19 protein-coding genes are annotated in these 15,351 nt (G+C 56.7%); 8 read left to right on the top strand and 11 right to left on the bottom strand.

Annotation, left to right across the window (positions count from 1 at the left end):
- Positions 1-8: 8 nt before the first annotated feature.
- The 4 genes from alkB to BMS17_RS00950 form a co-directional block, all read right to left on the bottom strand.
- Positions 9-674 (bottom strand): DNA oxidative demethylase AlkB, encoded by a 666-nt coding sequence (gene alkB, locus BMS17_RS00960; protein ID WP_046027383.1) that lies wholly within the window; start codon positions 672-674, stop codon positions 9-11.
- A gap of 10 nt (positions 675-684) precedes the next feature.
- Positions 685-1,353, bottom strand: a complete 669-nt coding sequence (locus tag BMS17_RS00955; RefSeq protein ID WP_046027382.1) for a 2OG-Fe(II) oxygenase — start codon at positions 1,351-1,353, stop codon at positions 685-687.
- 126 nt (positions 1,354-1,479) lie between these two features.
- Complete coding sequence (locus BMS17_RS30285) at positions 1,480-1,656, bottom strand: hypothetical protein (RefSeq protein ID WP_158283912.1); 177 nt, start codon at positions 1,654-1,656, stop codon at positions 1,480-1,482.
- 29 nt (positions 1,657-1,685) lie between these two features.
- On the bottom strand, positions 1,686-1,988 hold the full coding sequence (locus BMS17_RS00950; protein WP_008065357.1) for a DUF1883 domain-containing protein: 303 nt from the start codon (positions 1,986-1,988) through the stop codon (positions 1,686-1,688).
- A 212-nt stretch (positions 1,989-2,200) separates the two neighbouring features.
- Between BMS17_RS00950 and BMS17_RS00945 the strand changes: the two genes are divergently transcribed.
- Together BMS17_RS00945 and BMS17_RS00940 are read left to right on the top strand one after the other, a co-directional pair.
- Positions 2,201-2,557 carry a hypothetical protein gene (locus BMS17_RS00945; protein ID WP_046027381.1) on the top strand — a complete coding sequence of 119 codons (357 nt, stop codon included), beginning with the start codon at positions 2,201-2,203 and terminating at the stop codon, positions 2,555-2,557.
- A 75-nt stretch (positions 2,558-2,632) separates the two neighbouring features.
- Positions 2,633-2,863 (top strand): hypothetical protein, encoded by a 231-nt coding sequence (locus BMS17_RS00940; protein WP_046027380.1) that lies wholly within the window; start codon positions 2,633-2,635, stop codon positions 2,861-2,863.
- A 10-nt stretch (positions 2,864-2,873) separates the two neighbouring features.
- On the opposite strand, the gene BMS17_RS00935 is transcribed toward BMS17_RS00940, so the two are convergent.
- Together BMS17_RS00935 and BMS17_RS00930 are read right to left on the bottom strand one after the other, a co-directional pair.
- Positions 2,874-3,155, bottom strand: a complete 282-nt coding sequence (locus tag BMS17_RS00935) for a hypothetical protein (protein WP_046027379.1) — start codon at positions 3,153-3,155, stop codon at positions 2,874-2,876.
- 138 nt (positions 3,156-3,293) lie between these two features.
- The gene (locus tag BMS17_RS00930) at positions 3,294-3,485 is read right to left on the bottom strand and encodes a hypothetical protein (protein WP_046027378.1); all 192 of its coding nucleotides are present in this window, start codon (positions 3,483-3,485) and stop codon (positions 3,294-3,296) included.
- A gap of 281 nt (positions 3,486-3,766) precedes the next feature.
- Between BMS17_RS00930 and galU the strand changes: the two genes are divergently transcribed.
- Positions 3,767-4,606 carry a UTP--glucose-1-phosphate uridylyltransferase GalU gene (gene galU, locus BMS17_RS00925; RefSeq protein WP_046027377.1) on the top strand — a complete coding sequence of 280 codons (840 nt, stop codon included), beginning with the start codon at positions 3,767-3,769 and terminating at the stop codon, positions 4,604-4,606.
- A 130-nt stretch (positions 4,607-4,736) separates the two neighbouring features.
- Complete coding sequence (gorA, locus tag BMS17_RS00920) at positions 4,737-6,095, top strand: glutathione-disulfide reductase (RefSeq protein WP_046027376.1); 1,359 nt, start codon at positions 4,737-4,739, stop codon at positions 6,093-6,095.
- Here gorA and BMS17_RS00915 read toward each other — a convergent pair.
- The gene (locus tag BMS17_RS00915; RefSeq protein ID WP_046027375.1) at positions 6,092-7,102 is read right to left on the bottom strand and encodes a DNA-binding protein; all 1,011 of its coding nucleotides are present in this window, start codon (positions 7,100-7,102) and stop codon (positions 6,092-6,094) included. The two genes, gorA and BMS17_RS00915, sit on opposite strands and share 4 nt — an antisense overlap.
- Positions 7,103-7,279: 177 nt before the next feature.
- Between BMS17_RS00915 and BMS17_RS00910 the strand changes: the two genes are divergently transcribed.
- The 3 genes from BMS17_RS00910 (at position 7,280) to ahpF (ending at position 10,637) form a co-directional block, all read left to right on the top strand.
- Positions 7,280-8,218 carry a site-specific integrase gene (locus BMS17_RS00910; protein ID WP_046027374.1) on the top strand — a complete coding sequence of 313 codons (939 nt, stop codon included), beginning with the start codon at positions 7,280-7,282 and terminating at the stop codon, positions 8,216-8,218.
- A 150-nt stretch (positions 8,219-8,368) separates the two neighbouring features.
- Positions 8,369-8,932: an alkyl hydroperoxide reductase subunit C gene (gene ahpC / locus BMS17_RS00905; RefSeq protein ID WP_010460707.1), complete on the top strand. Its 564-nt coding sequence runs from the start codon at positions 8,369-8,371 to the stop codon at positions 8,930-8,932.
- A gap of 139 nt (positions 8,933-9,071) precedes the next feature.
- Positions 9,072-10,637 carry an alkyl hydroperoxide reductase subunit F gene (gene ahpF / locus BMS17_RS00900; RefSeq protein WP_077430216.1) on the top strand — a complete coding sequence of 522 codons (1,566 nt, stop codon included), beginning with the start codon at positions 9,072-9,074 and terminating at the stop codon, positions 10,635-10,637.
- Between the two features lie 177 nt (positions 10,638-10,814).
- Here the strand turns inward: ahpF and gloA are convergent, their stop codons facing one another.
- Entirely contained in the window at positions 10,815-11,336 is a 522-nt protein-coding gene (gene gloA, locus BMS17_RS00895) for a lactoylglutathione lyase (protein WP_046027372.1), read from the bottom strand.
- 146 nt (positions 11,337-11,482) lie between these two features.
- Between gloA and BMS17_RS00890 the strand changes: the two genes are divergently transcribed.
- Positions 11,483-12,007, top strand: coding sequence for a DUF4946 domain-containing protein (locus tag BMS17_RS00890; protein WP_077430215.1), 525 nt, complete (start codon positions 11,483-11,485; stop codon positions 12,005-12,007).
- Between the two features lie 176 nt (positions 12,008-12,183).
- Here BMS17_RS00890 and BMS17_RS00885 read toward each other — a convergent pair whose 3' ends face one another.
- The 3 genes from BMS17_RS00885 to BMS17_RS00875 form a co-directional block, all read right to left on the bottom strand.
- Entirely contained in the window at positions 12,184-12,549 is a 366-nt protein-coding gene (locus tag BMS17_RS00885) for a histone-like nucleoid-structuring protein, MvaT/MvaU family (RefSeq protein WP_046027370.1), read from the bottom strand.
- Positions 12,550-12,783: 234 nt separating this feature from the next.
- The gene (locus BMS17_RS00880) at positions 12,784-14,319 is read right to left on the bottom strand and encodes a cyclic diguanylate phosphodiesterase (RefSeq protein ID WP_046027369.1); all 1,536 of its coding nucleotides are present in this window, start codon (positions 14,317-14,319) and stop codon (positions 12,784-12,786) included.
- Between the two features lie 115 nt (positions 14,320-14,434).
- Positions 14,435-15,307, bottom strand: a complete 873-nt coding sequence (locus BMS17_RS00875; RefSeq protein ID WP_077430214.1) for a LysR family transcriptional regulator — start codon at positions 15,305-15,307, stop codon at positions 14,435-14,437.
- Between the last annotated feature and the right edge of the window lie 44 nt (positions 15,308-15,351).

Genomic DNA, 15,351 nt, shown 5'->3' with positions numbered 1-15,351 from the left:
CGAGCGCATCATCGCGCAGTGCGAAACGTGAAGTTGATCCGTTGTTCGCCCAGCCTTGGATGATGCCCGTCCTTGATCGGCAGTACGCCGTGATAGCGCAAGCGGTCCACGCCACCCCAGACTACGATGTCGCCATGGAATAGCGGCACGCGCTGGCTTTTATCGCCTCGTTCGAAGCCACCGAACAGGAAGGTCGCCGGCAACCCCAGCGACACCGACACGATCGGTGCTGCGTAGGAGTTTTCGTCTTTGTCCTGGTGCAATGACATTTTGGCCCCCGGAACATAGCGGTTGATCAGGCAGGAATCGGGAACAAACGCCGCAAATCCCGCTTCACGTGCCGCTGCTTGGGCCAGTTCGAAAAACACTTCAGGCATCTCGGGCCAGGGATTTCCGGTCTGTGGGTCGTCGCGTGTGTATTGATAGCCGCTTCGGTCGGTGGTCCAGCCCCAGGTGCCGCAACTGCTCAAGGCCACTGACATGGTAAAGCCGCCGGGCGTAACCATCTGCCGAAACGGCGCGGCTGCCAGGATTGCGTCCAGGGCGATCAGCAACGGGTCCAGCCGTGGCAGGGCGAAGCCGCGCAGAACGCAGGATTGTTCACCGATCTGCAAGCGCCTGGGCGGTTGCTCGGGTTCGGTGTCAGCAAACAAATCCAGGGTAATTGGGCTCATGACTCATGACTCATAACGCATCGTGAAAGATGATTCCAAGGGTATGCCGTTTTCCGCTTTGCAGGCGACTCACACCGTGGCGCATGTTCACTCGGTAATACCCGCGAACACCTTTGACCGGCCGCTGGCTGACGGCAAAGATCACGGCATCGCCTTTTCTCAGGTCAATGACTTGAGGGCGTGATTGCATCCGGGGACGCTGTTCGGTCAGCACGAACTCGCCGCCGGTAAAGTCTTCGTTCGGTTCTGACAGAAGAATCGCCACTTGCAACGGGAAAACGTGTTCGCCGTACAGGTCCTGATGCAGGCAGTTGTAGTCCTGCGGGCCATATTGCAGCAACAAGGGCGTGGGGCGCTCCTGACCGGCGGCATGGCAGCGTTGCAAAAAAGCTTCATGCGATGCAGGGAAACGCGTCGGCAGCCCCATGCATTCGTGCCAGCGATTGGCAATCGGTACCAGGCCGGGGTAGAGCTCGCTGCGCAATCGGGCGACGGGATCCGGTAGAGGGTATTTGAAGTACTTGTACTCGCCCCGACCAAAACCGTGACGAGCCATTATCACCTGAGAACGAAAGCGTTCGGGCTCCCCATAAAAGGCGCTGATTTCGTCGCAGTCCGGGGCGCTGAGGAGCGATCTGATAATGGCCCAGCCATCCTCATCGAGTTGTTGCTCCAGCATATTCTGACTCCTTGACCCAAGGTTGAGGTAGTCAGTCTAAACAGGGGGGAGGGGGCGAACACTCCGGCGCTTGCGGTCAAATTTCAGAATCGGGAGCCAACATCCATGTGGTCGCTCCGCAGGCTATTACAGCGCTTTGCTGACGCTGATCTCGCTGATGACGTCCTCGCTCTGGCCATGAATGGCATCGAGCGCGGCCTTGGCTTCTTCGGCGGTGCCGTTTTCAAGCTGGGCAAACTCGAAGCGGCGTTCACCGTTGAGTTTGTATTTGATGACGTACTTGGTCGTTTGAGCCACGGTCATGTCTGCCTTTCTTCGTCTGCGGACGTTGCTCAGCTCAGTTTCGAGCTGGAGCGACGGATGATCTTGATCGAGTGAGTCAGGGTCGGTTTACGTGTAACACTGATCGGGCGGCGGTTGACCGTGTCGATGGTGATGTTCCAGAAACCGGTGCTCGGCGCGGTGATCCGGGCCGGGAAGGTGTCGAATGCGCCGCCGTGGTAAGTGTGACGACCACCATTTTTGAAGCTGCGGAAGTTGGCGTCGTTCATCAAGCGGATGTTGCACGTTTGGGAGCACTGGATGACGACAATGTCGTCTTCATTGAGGTGCTCGCGCTGGTGGATAAATTTCATGGGGCGCCTCCAGAAGGGCTTTTTCTACAAAATCAAAACGATAGCATGGGCGATTGGCGCAGTTTATCAGCCCGAACAGGTTATTATCGGGTCGTCGGGGTCCGCTTTGACAATTAAAAACAGTTATTCGGAATTCTATGAGCGATAAAAGCGGTACGCCTCGGAGAAAATCAGCATTTGCGCTGTCCGAGGGTCTTTATCGGAGGTTTTGTATGAAGTGGGGTGTGTTAGTCCTGCCGGTGGCGTTGGTCATGAGTGGCTGCGCGAGTGTTTCGGAGATCAACGAGACGCTGCCGACCATGAGCGTGATCTCAGGCAAGAAGCCCCATGAGTACGCGCAGTGTCTGGTTACACAACTGGCCGAGAGCCGTGGCGCTCTACAGGTGGAGCCGCACAAGGACGGGATGCGCGTGATTGTTCCGGCGAAGTTCTCCTCGGATCCGGCAGCTGTCTTTGACATTGAAGAACGCTCCGGTGGTAGCAGCATCAAGCTGCATGAGCGGATGTCCAATGTGCCAGTGCGTCCAAAAGACGTGCAGAAAGCAGCCAATGCCTGTATTTCCGGCTGATAGACTACTCGCCGCAATCAACATTGATGCCGTCAAGGTTTTGCTTTGACGGCATTGTCATTTCTGGAGTCGGGCATGAAGCGAGAGCAGGTTCGGGAGCGCCATGCAGAGGGCCACATCTCTGCCACCCATGTGATTCAGAATCCGGCGAATTCAGGGGAATGGATCGTGTTTTTCAAGAAAAGCGCCGGGCGCAGCTATTTTCTGGTGGACGATAACGATGAAGTCGAATCTTTCTGTCGTCTCGACGACTTGATCGAGACCGTGCGCGGTCTCGGGATCAAATTTGCTGAAATTCACATATAGCGTCAGCGCCTTACTTGCACACCACAACCACGCTCCGGTTCTTGAAATTGCCGACGTCGACACCCAGGGTCTTGTCGCTTTCCTTGGTTGACGGTGTGCCGTCGGTGCCGACAATCCGGTAGCCGGTGCCAGCGCAGGAGGTATCGGCTTTTTCGTAGCACGTGGCCCAGGAGTTGGCTTCGCCGGAGCAGTCGATGGCCAGCCCCTGCTCGCCGTTTTTCAGATAAGCCGGTTCCGAGGTGGCACAGCCGCTCAGGGCCAATACTGCAATCAGAGGCAAAAATTTAGTCATGTCATTGTCGTCGTCAGGATGATGGGGCTAAGCCTGTGACAGCGCTGGCATCAAAAGGTTATAGCGAAGGGCCACTTCTTTGCAGGCGCCACAAAAAAGCCCTGCGCGAAGCAGGGCTTGGTCAAAAGCGGGTTCAGATCAAGTCTTGTCTTTACCGCGGCGTTTGACGGTTGGGTGTTCAAGCTGCAATACGGATGCCACTTCAATCGCGAGCGCTTCGCTAGTGAATGGCCCGGCGATATTCTCGCCGCCGCCGAAGTTGTTTATCCACCATTGGCCGTCTTTCGCCTGAATGATCAGGAACCCGTTGATGCTTTTTGCTTCCGACATCTATCTGCCTCGTTGGCTGGTTCAATTGCGCCATGATAGCGCCAAATGCACTGGGAGAGTGCCGATGGGCGTATTGTGGTGCATTCGCAAGCTCGTTTGATTGTCCGCTGATCTCTGCTATCTATTGAGGCTGCAGAATGGCTGCTTGGCTATTTGCGGAACTATCCGCGAGAATATTTCTCTATGATGGCATCGGTTAGCCAGTGCGGGGCATTGTAAGGTGCGCGCCGCCTGATTAGACTGCGCCGAAACTCGTACACACAGCCCTTTCAAGGACTTATATGATCAAGAAATGCTTGTTCCCAGCAGCCGGTTACGGTACTCGCTTCCTGCCAGCGACTAAAGCCATGCCTAAAGAAATGCTGCCGGTGGTAAACAAGCCACTGATCCAGTACGGCGTCGAAGAAGCTCTGGATGCCGGCTTGACCGAAATCTCCATCGTCACCGGTCGCGGCAAGCGTGCCCTGGAAGACCACTTCGACATCAGCTACGAGCTGGAAAACCAGATCAAGGGCACCGACAAAGAGAAATACCTGGTCGGTATCCGTCGTCTGCTGGATGAGTGCTCCTTCTCCTACACTCGCCAGACCGAAATGAAAGGCCTGGGCCATGCCATCCTGACCGGTCGTCCGCTGATCGGCGACGAACCGTTCGCCGTGGTACTGGCGGATGACTTGTGCGTCAACCTCGAAGGTGACGGCGTGCTCAAGCAGATGGTCAAGCTGTACAAGCAGTATCGCTGCACCATCGTCGCGATCATGGAAGTAGATCCGCAGGAAACCAGCAAATACGGTGTGATTGCCGGCGACCTGATTGGTGACGACCTGTACCGTGTACGCAACATGGTCGAGAAGCCAAAACCTGAAGATGCACCCTCGAACCTGGCGATCATCGGCCGTTACATCATGACGCCGGACATTTTCAGCCTGATCGAACAGACCGAGCCGGGCAAGGGTGGCGAGATCCAGATCACTGACGCCCTGATGAAGCAAGCGCAGGACGGTTGCGTCATTGCCTACAAGTTCAAAGGCAAGCGTTTCGACTGCGGTGGCGCTGAAGGCTACATTGACGCGACCAACTTCTGCTTCGAGAACTTCTACAAGACCGGCAAGGCTTACTGATAGCGCCTGACCCGCTTGTATTGAAAAGCCACCTTCGGGTGGCTTTTTCATTTTCTGGCCCCATATCGTTTGCAGTGCTTGCCCGGTGGGCGTCTGCGGGTATGCTGGTGGACTGCCGAGGAGATTGAAAATGGCCTACGATTTTGATTTGTATGTGATTGGCGCGGGTTCCGGCGGTGTGCGGGCTGCGCGGTTTGCCGCCGGATATGGCGCGAAAGTGGCGGTGGCCGAGAGCCGCTACCTGGGCGGCACCTGTGTGAACGTCGGCTGCGTGCCGAAGAAGTTGCTGGTCTACGGTGCGCACTTCGCCGAGGACTTCGAGCAATCGTCCGGTTTCGGCTGGACACCGGGTGAGGCTCAGTTCGATTGGGCCACGCTGATCGCCAACAAGGACCGTGAGATCAATCGCCTGAATGGCATTTACCGCAATTTGCTGGTCAACAGCGGCGTGACGTTACATGAAGGTCACGCCAAAATCGTCGACCCGAACACGGTCGAGATCAATGGCGAGCGCCACACCGCTAAAAATATCCTGATTGCTACCGGCGGCTGGCCGCAGATCCCGGAAATTCCGGGGCACGAGCATGCAATCAGTTCCAATCAGGCCTTCTTTCTCAAGGCGCTGCCGAAACGCGTTCTGGTCGTGGGCGGTGGCTATATTGCTGTTGAGTTCGCGGGTATTTTCCATGGCTTGGGCGCCAGTACCACGTTGCTGTATCGCGGTGAGCTGTTCCTGCGCGGCTTCGACGGTGCGGTACGCAAGCATTTGCAGGAAGAGCTGACCAAGCGCGGCATGGACCTGCAGTTCAATTCCGACATCGAGCGTATCGACAAGCAGCCTGATGGCAGCCTGAAGGTGACGCTCAAGGATGGCCGCGAGCTGGAAGCCGATTGTGTGTTCTACGCGACCGGCCGGCGCCCGATGCTCGACAACCTTGGTCTGGAAAACACGGGCGTCAAGCTCGACAAGAAAGGCTTTGTCGAAGTTGATGATCAGTATCAGACAGCCGAGCCGTCGATCCTGGCGCTGGGTGATGTGATTGGTCGTGTTCAACTGACGCCGGTTGCATTGGCCGAAGGCATGGCCGTGGCGCGACGTTTGTTCAAGCCCGAGCAATATCGCCCAGTGGATTACAAAATGATCCCGACGGCCGTGTTCAGTCTGCCGAACATTGGCACCGTTGGCTTGAGCGAGGAAGATGCTCTCGAAGCCGGCCACGAGGTGGTGATCTTCGAAAGCCGCTTCCGCCCGATGAAGTTGACCCTGACGGAATGCCAGGAGCGCACGCTGATGAAACTGGTGGTCGACGCCAAAACCGACAAGGTTCTGGGCTGCCACATGGTCGGCCCGGATGCCGGTGAGATCGTTCAGGGTTTGGCAATTGCATTGAAAGCGGGAGCGACCAAGCGCGATTTCGATGAAACCATCGGCGTGCACCCGACGGCCGCCGAAGAGTTCGTCACCATGCGTACGCCTGTCGCCGGTTAATCGTCCTTGGTTGCGTCTGGCGCTGTCGCAACGACGGCCGCCAGGCGCAGGCTTTCATCCAGGCTCGCCTGAGTCTTGAGCAACTCGATTTCCAGCGCTTTATTCGCCTGCAACTGCTCGTCGACACTCTGCTTCAACGCCTGGCTTTCCAGCAGGGCGACGCGCAAGCGTTCCTGGAGGAGGGTGCGCTCACTGTCGATACGATTGACCTGCTCCAGTAATTGGTCTTGCCGCGTGTTGGTTTGCTTGAGTTGATCCTGCAACAGGTTCAGCTCTCTCTGGGTGCCACGGTTTTCAGTGAATAGCCGCTCGTTGTCACGGTGCAGTTGAGTGATTTCGTCCTGGCGCACCATTGCGCTCTGTTGCGACTGACGCAGTTCCATCTGAATCTGCTGCACCTGGCTTTCATGGCGGCTTTGTTCCTGTTCGCGCTGTTCCTTGACGGCGTTGCGATAGTGCTCCAATGCCTCGCGCGCGTGCAGGTGCTTCTCTTCCAGCGAGCGGATTTGTTCGTCCTTGTCCTGCAGGCGCAATTCGAAGCCGGCCAGTGCCTGATTCAGCCCGGCGTTGCGGGTTTGTTCGGTTTGCAGCATCGAGCGGGTTTCTTGCAGCGATTCCGATTCCTGTGTCAGGGCCAGGCTTTGCATCTCATATTGCTGATGCAATTCGGCGTTGGTTTCCCGGGCCTCTGTAAGCTGGCTTTCCAGTGTTTTTCGCTGCTGATCAAACTGCTCGCGAGCCTGATCGATGGGTTCCTGAGCCTTCTCCTTGAGGCGTTGTGCCAAGCGCGAAACCAGGCCTGCCAGCTCATCATCGATAGGCTCTGGCGCAGGCTCGGCGCGTTCGCGACCGTCATCCAGTTCTTTCAGGTAGCGGTGAATGGTGGTTTTCGAGCCGGTGTTGCCCATTTCGATTCGTACTGCATCGATGCTTGGGTTTTCGCCGCGGGCGAGGATCGCCAAACGTGCTGCTTGCACCACTGCTTTATTTACGCCGCCACGAGCCATGAGTTCTCCTACGATTTCGTACTGTGGTACATGCCACTAAAGTACGCAGTGTACCATCTGAAAAATAAAGATAAATGATGTCAGTTTGTCATGCGGGATATACTGGTATTACCCCGTGTGATCAGCCGCGCCGCGCGTTTAGACCCGCCAAAGCGGTACGTTTAGAGAATTGAGCCGATGACCGAGCTGGATCGATACCTACAAGCCGCTACGCGCGACAACACCCGTCGCAGCTACCGGGCAGCCATCGAGCATTTCGAGGTCAGTTGGGGCGGTTTTTTGCCGGCTACCAGCGACAGCGTTGCGCGCTACCTCGTGGCGCATGCGGGCGTGTTGTCCATCAATACGTTGAAGCTGCGTTTGTCGGCGCTGGCGCAGTGGCACAACAGCCAGGGGTTTCCCGACCCGACCAAGTCGCCGGTGGTGCAAAAAGTGTTCAAGGGCATCCGTGCGTTGCACCCGGCTCAAGAGAAACAGGCCGAGCCCCTGCAGCTTCAGCATCTGGAGCAGGTGGTGGCCTGGCTTGAGCTGGAGGCACAAACCGCCAAATCTCAAGGTGACCAACCGACTCTGCTCAGGGCGCGGCGCGACATGGCGCTGATCCTGTTGGGCTTCTGGCGTGGTTTCCGTAGCGATGAGTTGTGCCGCGTACAGATTGAGCACGTGCATGCCAGCGCCGGCTCGGGCATCACCGTCTATTTGCCGCGCAGCAAAAGCGATCGCGAAAACCTTGGGAAAACCTATCAGACGCCTGCCTTGCAGCGCTTGTGTCCAGTGCAGGCGTATATCGCCTGGATCAACGAGGCGGCATTGGTTCGCGGGCCGGTGTTTCGCGGCATTGACCGCTGGGGTCACTTGAGCGAGGAGGGGTTGCATGCCAACAGCGTCATCCCGTTACTGCGTCAGGCGCTGGAACGTGCCGGTATTCCCGCCGAGCACTACACCAGTCACTCCTTGCGGCGCGGGTTTGCCAGTTGGGCGCATCAGAGCGGTTGGGACTTGAAGTCGTTGATGAGTTACGTGGGCTGGAAGGATATGAAGTCCGCCATGCGCTATGTTGAAGCTAGCCCGTTTCTCGGAATGGCTCGGGTCACTGAAAAACCAGTGGCGCTGTAGATCACGTTTTCTTCTATTAATACCGTCGGCTAATAGCGAAAACAAATCAGCAGCATCAGGTTTGCCAATGAGCCATCCGGGGATCGGTTGGGTAGGATTCACCCCATCAACTTCTCAACCAAACTTTTCAACCCTGACGGAGAGTCATCGATGCCTATCATCAACAGCCAAGTTAAACCGTTCAAAGCTGACGCATTCAAAAACGGCGACTTCGTAAAAGTCTCGGACGCTGACCTGAAAGGCAAGTGGTCGGTCGTTTTCTTCTACCCGGCTGACTTCACCTTCGTTTGCCCGACCGAGCTGGAAGACCTGGCTGATAACTACGACGCGTTCCAGAAGCTGGGCGTCGAGATCTACAGCGTTTCCACCGACACCCACTTTGCCCACGCTGCCTGGCACAACACTTCGCCAGCCATCGGCAAAATCCAGTACACCATGATCGGCGACCCGACTCACGCCATCTCCCGCAACTTCGACGTGCTGATCGAAGACGCAGGCCTGGCTGACCGTGGCACCTTCGTGATCAACCCTGAAGGCCAGATCAAAATCGTTGAACTGAACGATGGCGGCGTTGGCCGTGACGCTTCCGAGCTGCTGCGCAAGATCAAGGCTGCCCAGTACGTCGCTGCTCACCCAGGCCAGGTTTGCCCAGCCAAGTGGAAAGAAGGCGAGGCCACTCTGGCGCCGTCCCTGGACCTGGTCGGCAAGATCTAAGTCTGTGAGCGCTTCATCAGGGCGGTACGCCGCACCTACTCAGTAAGCTGCAACCGCCCTCAAAAACGCCCGGGCGAGATTCGCTCGGGCGTTTTTTTATGCCTGCTTTTCATGAAACACCAGAAAGGAAATCGCCCGTATGTTGGACGCCAATCTTAAAGCCCAGTTGAAATCGTACCTGGAACGGGTCACCCAGCCGATCGAGATCGTTGCTTCCCTCGACGACGGTGCGAAATCCCGGGAAATGCTCGAACTGTTGAAAGACGTTGCCAGTCTTTCCACACAAATTACCTTGCTCGATAACGGTGATGATGCACGCAAGCCATCGTTTTCGATCAATCGCCCAGGCGCGGACATCAGCCTGCGTTTCGCCGGCCTCCCGATGGGCCACGAATTCACTTCGTTAGTGTTGGCGCTGCTACAAGTCGGCGGCCACCCTTCGAAGGCCAGTGCTGAAGTGATCGAACAGATTCGCTCACTCAAAGGCGAGTTCAGCTTCGAGACTTACTTCTCGCTGTCCTGCCAGAACTGCCCGGACGTGGTCCAGGCGCTGAACCTGATGGCCGTGTTGAACCCCAACATCCGCCACGTCGCCATTGACGGCGCGCTGTTCCAGGCCGAAGTCGATGAGCGCCAGATCATGGCGGTGCCCAGCGTTTACCTGAACGGCGTGAACTTCGGCCAGGGCCGCATGGGCCTGGAAGAAATCCTCGCCAAGCTCGACACCAGCGGCATCGAGCGTCAAGCCGAGAAGCTCAGCGCGAAAGAAGCCTTCGATGTATTGGTCGTCGGCGGTGGCCCGGCGGGTGCAGCAGCGGCCATCTACGCCGCGCGTAAAGGCATTCGCACCGGTGTCGCGGCAGAGCGTTTTGGTGGGCAGGTGCTCGACACCATGGCCATCGAAAACTTCATCTCCGTGCAGGAAACCGAAGGGCCGAAACTGGCCAGCGCGCTCGAAGAACACGTCAAGCAATACGACGTCGATATCATGAACCTGCAACGTGCCACCGCGCTGATTCCGGCGAAGAATCCCGGCGAGTTGCACGAAGTCCGCTTCGAAAGCGGCGCCACGTTGAAAACCAAGGCGCTGATTCTTGCCACGGGTGCGCGCTGGCGTGAAATGGGCGTGCCGGGCGAGCAGGAATACAAAGCCAAAGGCGTCTGTTTCTGCCCGCACTGCGACGGCCCGCTGTTCAAGGGCAAACGTGTGGCGGTAATTGGCGGCGGTAACTCCGGCGTTGAAGCGGCCATCGACCTGGCGGGTATCGTCAGCCATGTCACGTTGCTGGAATTCGACAGCAAGCTGCGCGCTGATGCCGTGTTGCAACGCAAGCTGTTCAGCCTGCCGAACGTCACCGTCATCACCAGTGCTTTGACCAGTGAAGTGAAAGGCGATGGCCAGAAGGTGACTGGTCTGGTCTACAAGGATCGCGATTCGGGTGAGTTCAACACGGTCAACCTCGAAGGCATCTTCGTGCAGATCGGTTTGCTGCCTAACACCGATTGGCTCAAGGGCACCATCGAGCTGTCGCCACGTGGCGAGATCATCGTCGATGCTCGCGGTGAAACCTCGATGCCGGGCGTGTTTGCCGCCGGTGACGTGACCACCGTGCCGTACAAGCAGATCGTGATCGCCGTGGGCGAGGGCGCCAAGGCTTCCCTGAGCGCATTCGATCACTTGATCCGCACTTCCGCTCCGGCGTAAACGCCGATACTGAAAACACAAAACCCCATGAGATATCATGGGGTTTTTTTGTGCCTTGCGCAGATCAAATGTGGGAGCGGGCTTGCTCGCGAAGGCGGTGTGTCAGCCAACATCACTGCTAAATGACACACCGCTTTCGCGAGCAAGCCCGCTCCCACAGGGGATATTTGGTGCGGATTACAGCGGTGCTGGCTGGATGATCTCGACCCAGTAAGCATCCGGGTCCTTGATAAAGGCCAGGCTCTTCATGCGTCCGTCATTCAGGCGCTTCTGGAAATCGCAGCCCAGTGCTTCGAAGCGCTCGCAGGCAGCACGAATGTCCGGCACGGAAATGCAGATATGACCGAAACCACGCGGGTCGGTGTTGCCGTTGTGGTAAGCGAAGTCAGGGTCGTTCTCGGTGCCGTGGTTGTGGGTCAGTTCGAGAATGCCGGGGATCGATTTCATCCACTCGGTGCGAGCAGCGGCGTCGGTCGGAACCTGGTTTTTGTCAACCAGGGCGAGGAAATACAGGCTGAACTCGGCTTCCGGGAAGTCGCGTTTTTCCACCAGTGTGAAACCGAGGATGCGGGTGTAGAAATCCAGGGATTTGGTGATGTCCTTGACCCGCAGCATGGTGTGGTTGAAGACGAACTTCTGGGTCGCGGTGTCAGGCTGGGCGGTGACGCCTGGGAAGGTGTTCAATTCGTGCAGGCTCATGGGCCCTCCGGAAAAATAAGTGGGGCTAACGAATGGCAACAATGATACGCAACGCCTCAGACATCACCAAACCCAAACAGTCTGCTATTGCCTGACAAGCGGCCGAGGCTCAGACTTTGCGGCTCAATCCGTGAGTGTTTATTGCAATGGTTCGATTCTATAAGCCGATGTTTGCCCTGTTGGGCATCTTGTCTGCGGTTGCCAGCGCACAGGCAGAGGCGCCCCAAGTGACGTGGCCAAGTGGCTGGGTGGTCGAGCCCCTTGCGCAAGAGGGTGCCAGCGCTGCTGTTTCCCGTCAGCGTGCGGTCAAAAACGATGAAGGTGGCACGCCAGTGATGGTCATGGAGTTGACCATGACTCAGGTTGAAAGCGGTCATCAGGTGAATGTGCAAGGCGTGCTGCTGGAGATGCGCAAGGCGGTGCAGAAGGACTTCTTTCAAAGCGGCTATCAAAGTGTCTGCAACAAAATTCATCCCGCGACGTTGAGCCGTCTGTCGGCGCTGGAAACTACATGCACCATCACCCAAAACGGGCGACATGTGCTGTCGCAAACATTGGTGGGTGCGGTGGACGACGATAAAGCCTATGTACTTTCGTTTGCGGGGCAGGCCGAGGCTTATAAGGTAAATCAGGAAGAAATTGAGGGGGTACGAAACAGCTTGAAACTTTAGTGCCGGGATTTTACGTGGAAGCGGATTTTGGCTTGAACCGAAATTTTTAGATACCCAAAGGCATTAAGCGCAAAGTTAATCGGTAAGTTGCGAGTTGAGCCCTACTAATCGTTGCATTTAGAGGGTATCCATGAAAAAGCCCTGCATTGGCAGGGCTTTTTTATAACCGCTAGCTGTTAGCCGCGCAGCCAGGAATCAACGGTGGCGGCACCGTATTGTTCCTTCCAGGCCTTCAGGCCTCGGTGGTTGCCACCCTTGGTTTCAATCAGTTCGCCGGTGTGCGGGTTCTGATAGACCTTGACCACGCGAGCGCGGCGGGTTTTAGGTGTTTTTGCTTGTTGCAGACCGGATTTTGCCGGGTTCGGATCGAGAATGGCGATGATGTCACGCAGGCCTTTGCCGTAGGTTTTCATCAGCCCCTGGAGCTTTTCTTCGAATTCGATTTCTTTCTTGAGCCCGGCATCATTCTTCAGCGATTCCAGCTGCTTGAGCTGTTCCTGAAGGGCCTTTTCAGCTGCACGAAATTCAGCGAGTCTGGACAATATCTTTACTCCAATAGTGTGTTTGGCTGATACCAACCGCAAACAAAGCTATAAGCCAAGAGCCTTGAAGCGACTCGGTGATAGTGGCTCACCTGCCAATCTTGCACAGGCATGAAAAATTGTAGTAGTTAATTGGCCAAGAGTAAATCCTGACTTTTTCTTCATGTAACAACAGTAGTCTTTTGATTCAAATTGGTGCGCGGTGTCGATGTCTCGTCGCTTTAGAGGCGTTAGTTAATGGTGGGTTAATGCGTTAATGAACTCGGCACCGGGCATCGGTTGGCCGAACAGATAACCTTGCAGGAAGTTCACACCGTGAGCGGTCAGATAGTCACTTTGTTCTTCCGTTTCCACACCTTCGGCAACAATTCCCAGGTCGAGCTTGACCGAGAGTTCGATGATGGTGTCCAGAATGTGTCGTGAGAGGGCGTCGATGCCGATCATAGCAACGAAACTCTGGTCGATTTTCAGGAAGTCCACGTTGAACTGACGCAGATAACCCAGGCTCGAGTGCCCGGTACCGAAGTCGTCTATCGCGATCATCACACCCAGTGCATGAAGCTGTTCGAACAGCTCAAGCGTAATGTCACTCGGCTTGATCAGTTCGCGCTCGGTCAGTTCCAGCACCAGGTGGATGGAACCGGGTGCGAAGGCGCTTAGAAACGCACGGCAGTCCTTGACCAGTTCCAGGTCGTTGCAGTGGCTGGCGGTGATATTGATGCCGATGTGAAAGGGCTCGGCAAACGTAGAAGAAACAGGCCCCAGCAACTGTGCGGTCTGGCGCATGAGCGAGCGGGTCATGGGCACGATCAACCGGGAGTCTTCGGCGAAAGGGATGAACAGGTCGGGCCGCACCAGGCCTTCCTTGGGATGTTTCCAGCGCATTAATACTTCGGTGCCGGACCACTTCCGGGTATCGCCATGCACCACAGGCTGAAAGTAGGGGACAAACTCTTCGGCTGCGAGGGCGCGCTGCATTTCATGAATGGGTGACCATGAACGCCTTTGCAGGACGTGGCCGATGGCACCCGACGCCACGCCAAAAAAAATCAGCAGGCTGAACAGCGGCGGGTATTCGCTGGCCATGTAACGCCAGTTTTCCCCCTCGGGGAAACCGGCTACGACCGAAAAGGCATAGCGCGAGGACGTGAGTTCACTTTCGGCCAAGGGCAAGACGGGCAGGGCGTCTTCGTGGACTTTGCCGTCGACGGACAACCAGTTCGGGCCCACTTGCAGCAACAATATTGTCTTGCGACCAATCAGGCGCAGCACGTTAGTCAAGTGGTAACCGTCCAGCGTCGTCAGCGCTCCCTGTTTCCCCTCGTTCAGGCGATACACCAGCAACGCCGTATCGGGGGTGACAGGGTTGCCATTCATAAGCCACAACTTGCCTTGTACATAGTCCTTGGCGTCGACCTTTTGCTGAGAGTCACCGAACAACGAACTGCAATAGAGGTTGTCCTCCCACACCAGGCTGGCCGAGCGCACAAACGGACGGCGCGTGACCTGTTCACGCAAGGCCAGTTTGACGTCGTTGCAGTCTTGCCCGGCCAACGGCAGCAACTCGCTCGCGGATTGCGCCGTGTTGTCCAGCATCAGTTCGAACTGGCGCAGGGCTTCGTCGGCGGTCACCCGGGTGCTTTGCTGAAGAGCACGTCCAGCCTGCATATAGAGAATGGCAAAGCCCAATAACACCGGGAGCAATCCACATAGCAGGCTCACCATGATGCGGATGCGCAACGGGCGACGACTTTTGGCGCTCAATGGCATTCGCGAAACCTCTCACGAAGAATCAGGGCTCTCAAATGCTGGCAGGACGACAACACGCCTCCCAAAAAGAGTGCAGGTAGAGGCCATGATAGTTGGCCCTTGACGCTTGTGCTGCTCAACGGGCGTTCAGGCGCGTGGCCAGTTTGATAAACGCCAGCGTGGCGGGTGAAGACTGGCGCTGATCAAGCACCGCCAGCCCGACATGGCGCATGACGGGGGGCGACAGCGGTTTCTTAACATAGCGACAGTTGTTGTCTTCAGGTAGCGAGCCTTCAGCGACGACGGTCAGTGCATCGCCACGACTGACCGTGTCCAGCGTACTGATCAATTGTGAGCAGCGGTAACGGATGTTCGGTGTCAGCCGGGCGGCGTTGAACATCCGTGACACCAGTTCCGACGACCCGGCTTCCGTCAGTACGAACGGGTCGTGGCACAAGTCGCTCAGGCTTAAAGCGTCATGACTTGCCAACGCATGATTGGCGGGAAGCAGAGCAACCATCTGGTCCTCAATCAGTGCAAAGGTGTCAAAACGCTCCTGCGGCAACACCACAAAACCGATATCGACGCGTCGCTCCTCAAGCCATTGCAACACTTGGCGGTCTGGGCCTTCGTCTATGTGGACTTCGATGCCCGGGTGAGCCGCGCGGTAATGCTGCAGGATCAACGGCAGCAGCTTGATCGACGAGGTCGGGCCAAACGAGCCGATGCGCAACGTGCCGCGTTTCATCCCGCGCGCATCCGCGGCTTCCTGGCGCAAGGTATTGGCCAAGCCGAGCATTGCCCTGGCGCGCAGCAAAAGCTGTTGGCCGATGTCGCTCAACTCCACCTGGGACTGATGACGCCGCATCAGTTCGACGCCCAACTCTTGTTCCAGCGACTTCAGTGCATGAGAAACCGCCGATTGGGAGATACCCAGGCGATTGGCGGCCGCCGTAAAGCCGCGCAGTTCAGCAACCAGCGAAAAGATTTCAAGTTGACTGAGTGTCATGAGTGTTTACTCATTTTACGATGATCGATCATTAGTCTGATGAT

Source organism: Pseudomonas sp. C9 (assembly GCF_002000165.1).
GTDB lineage: Bacteria > Pseudomonadota > Gammaproteobacteria > Pseudomonadales > Pseudomonadaceae > Aquipseudomonas.
Note: the sequence above shows the minus strand (reverse complement) of the source record. Positions and strands in the feature narration are given on the sequence as shown.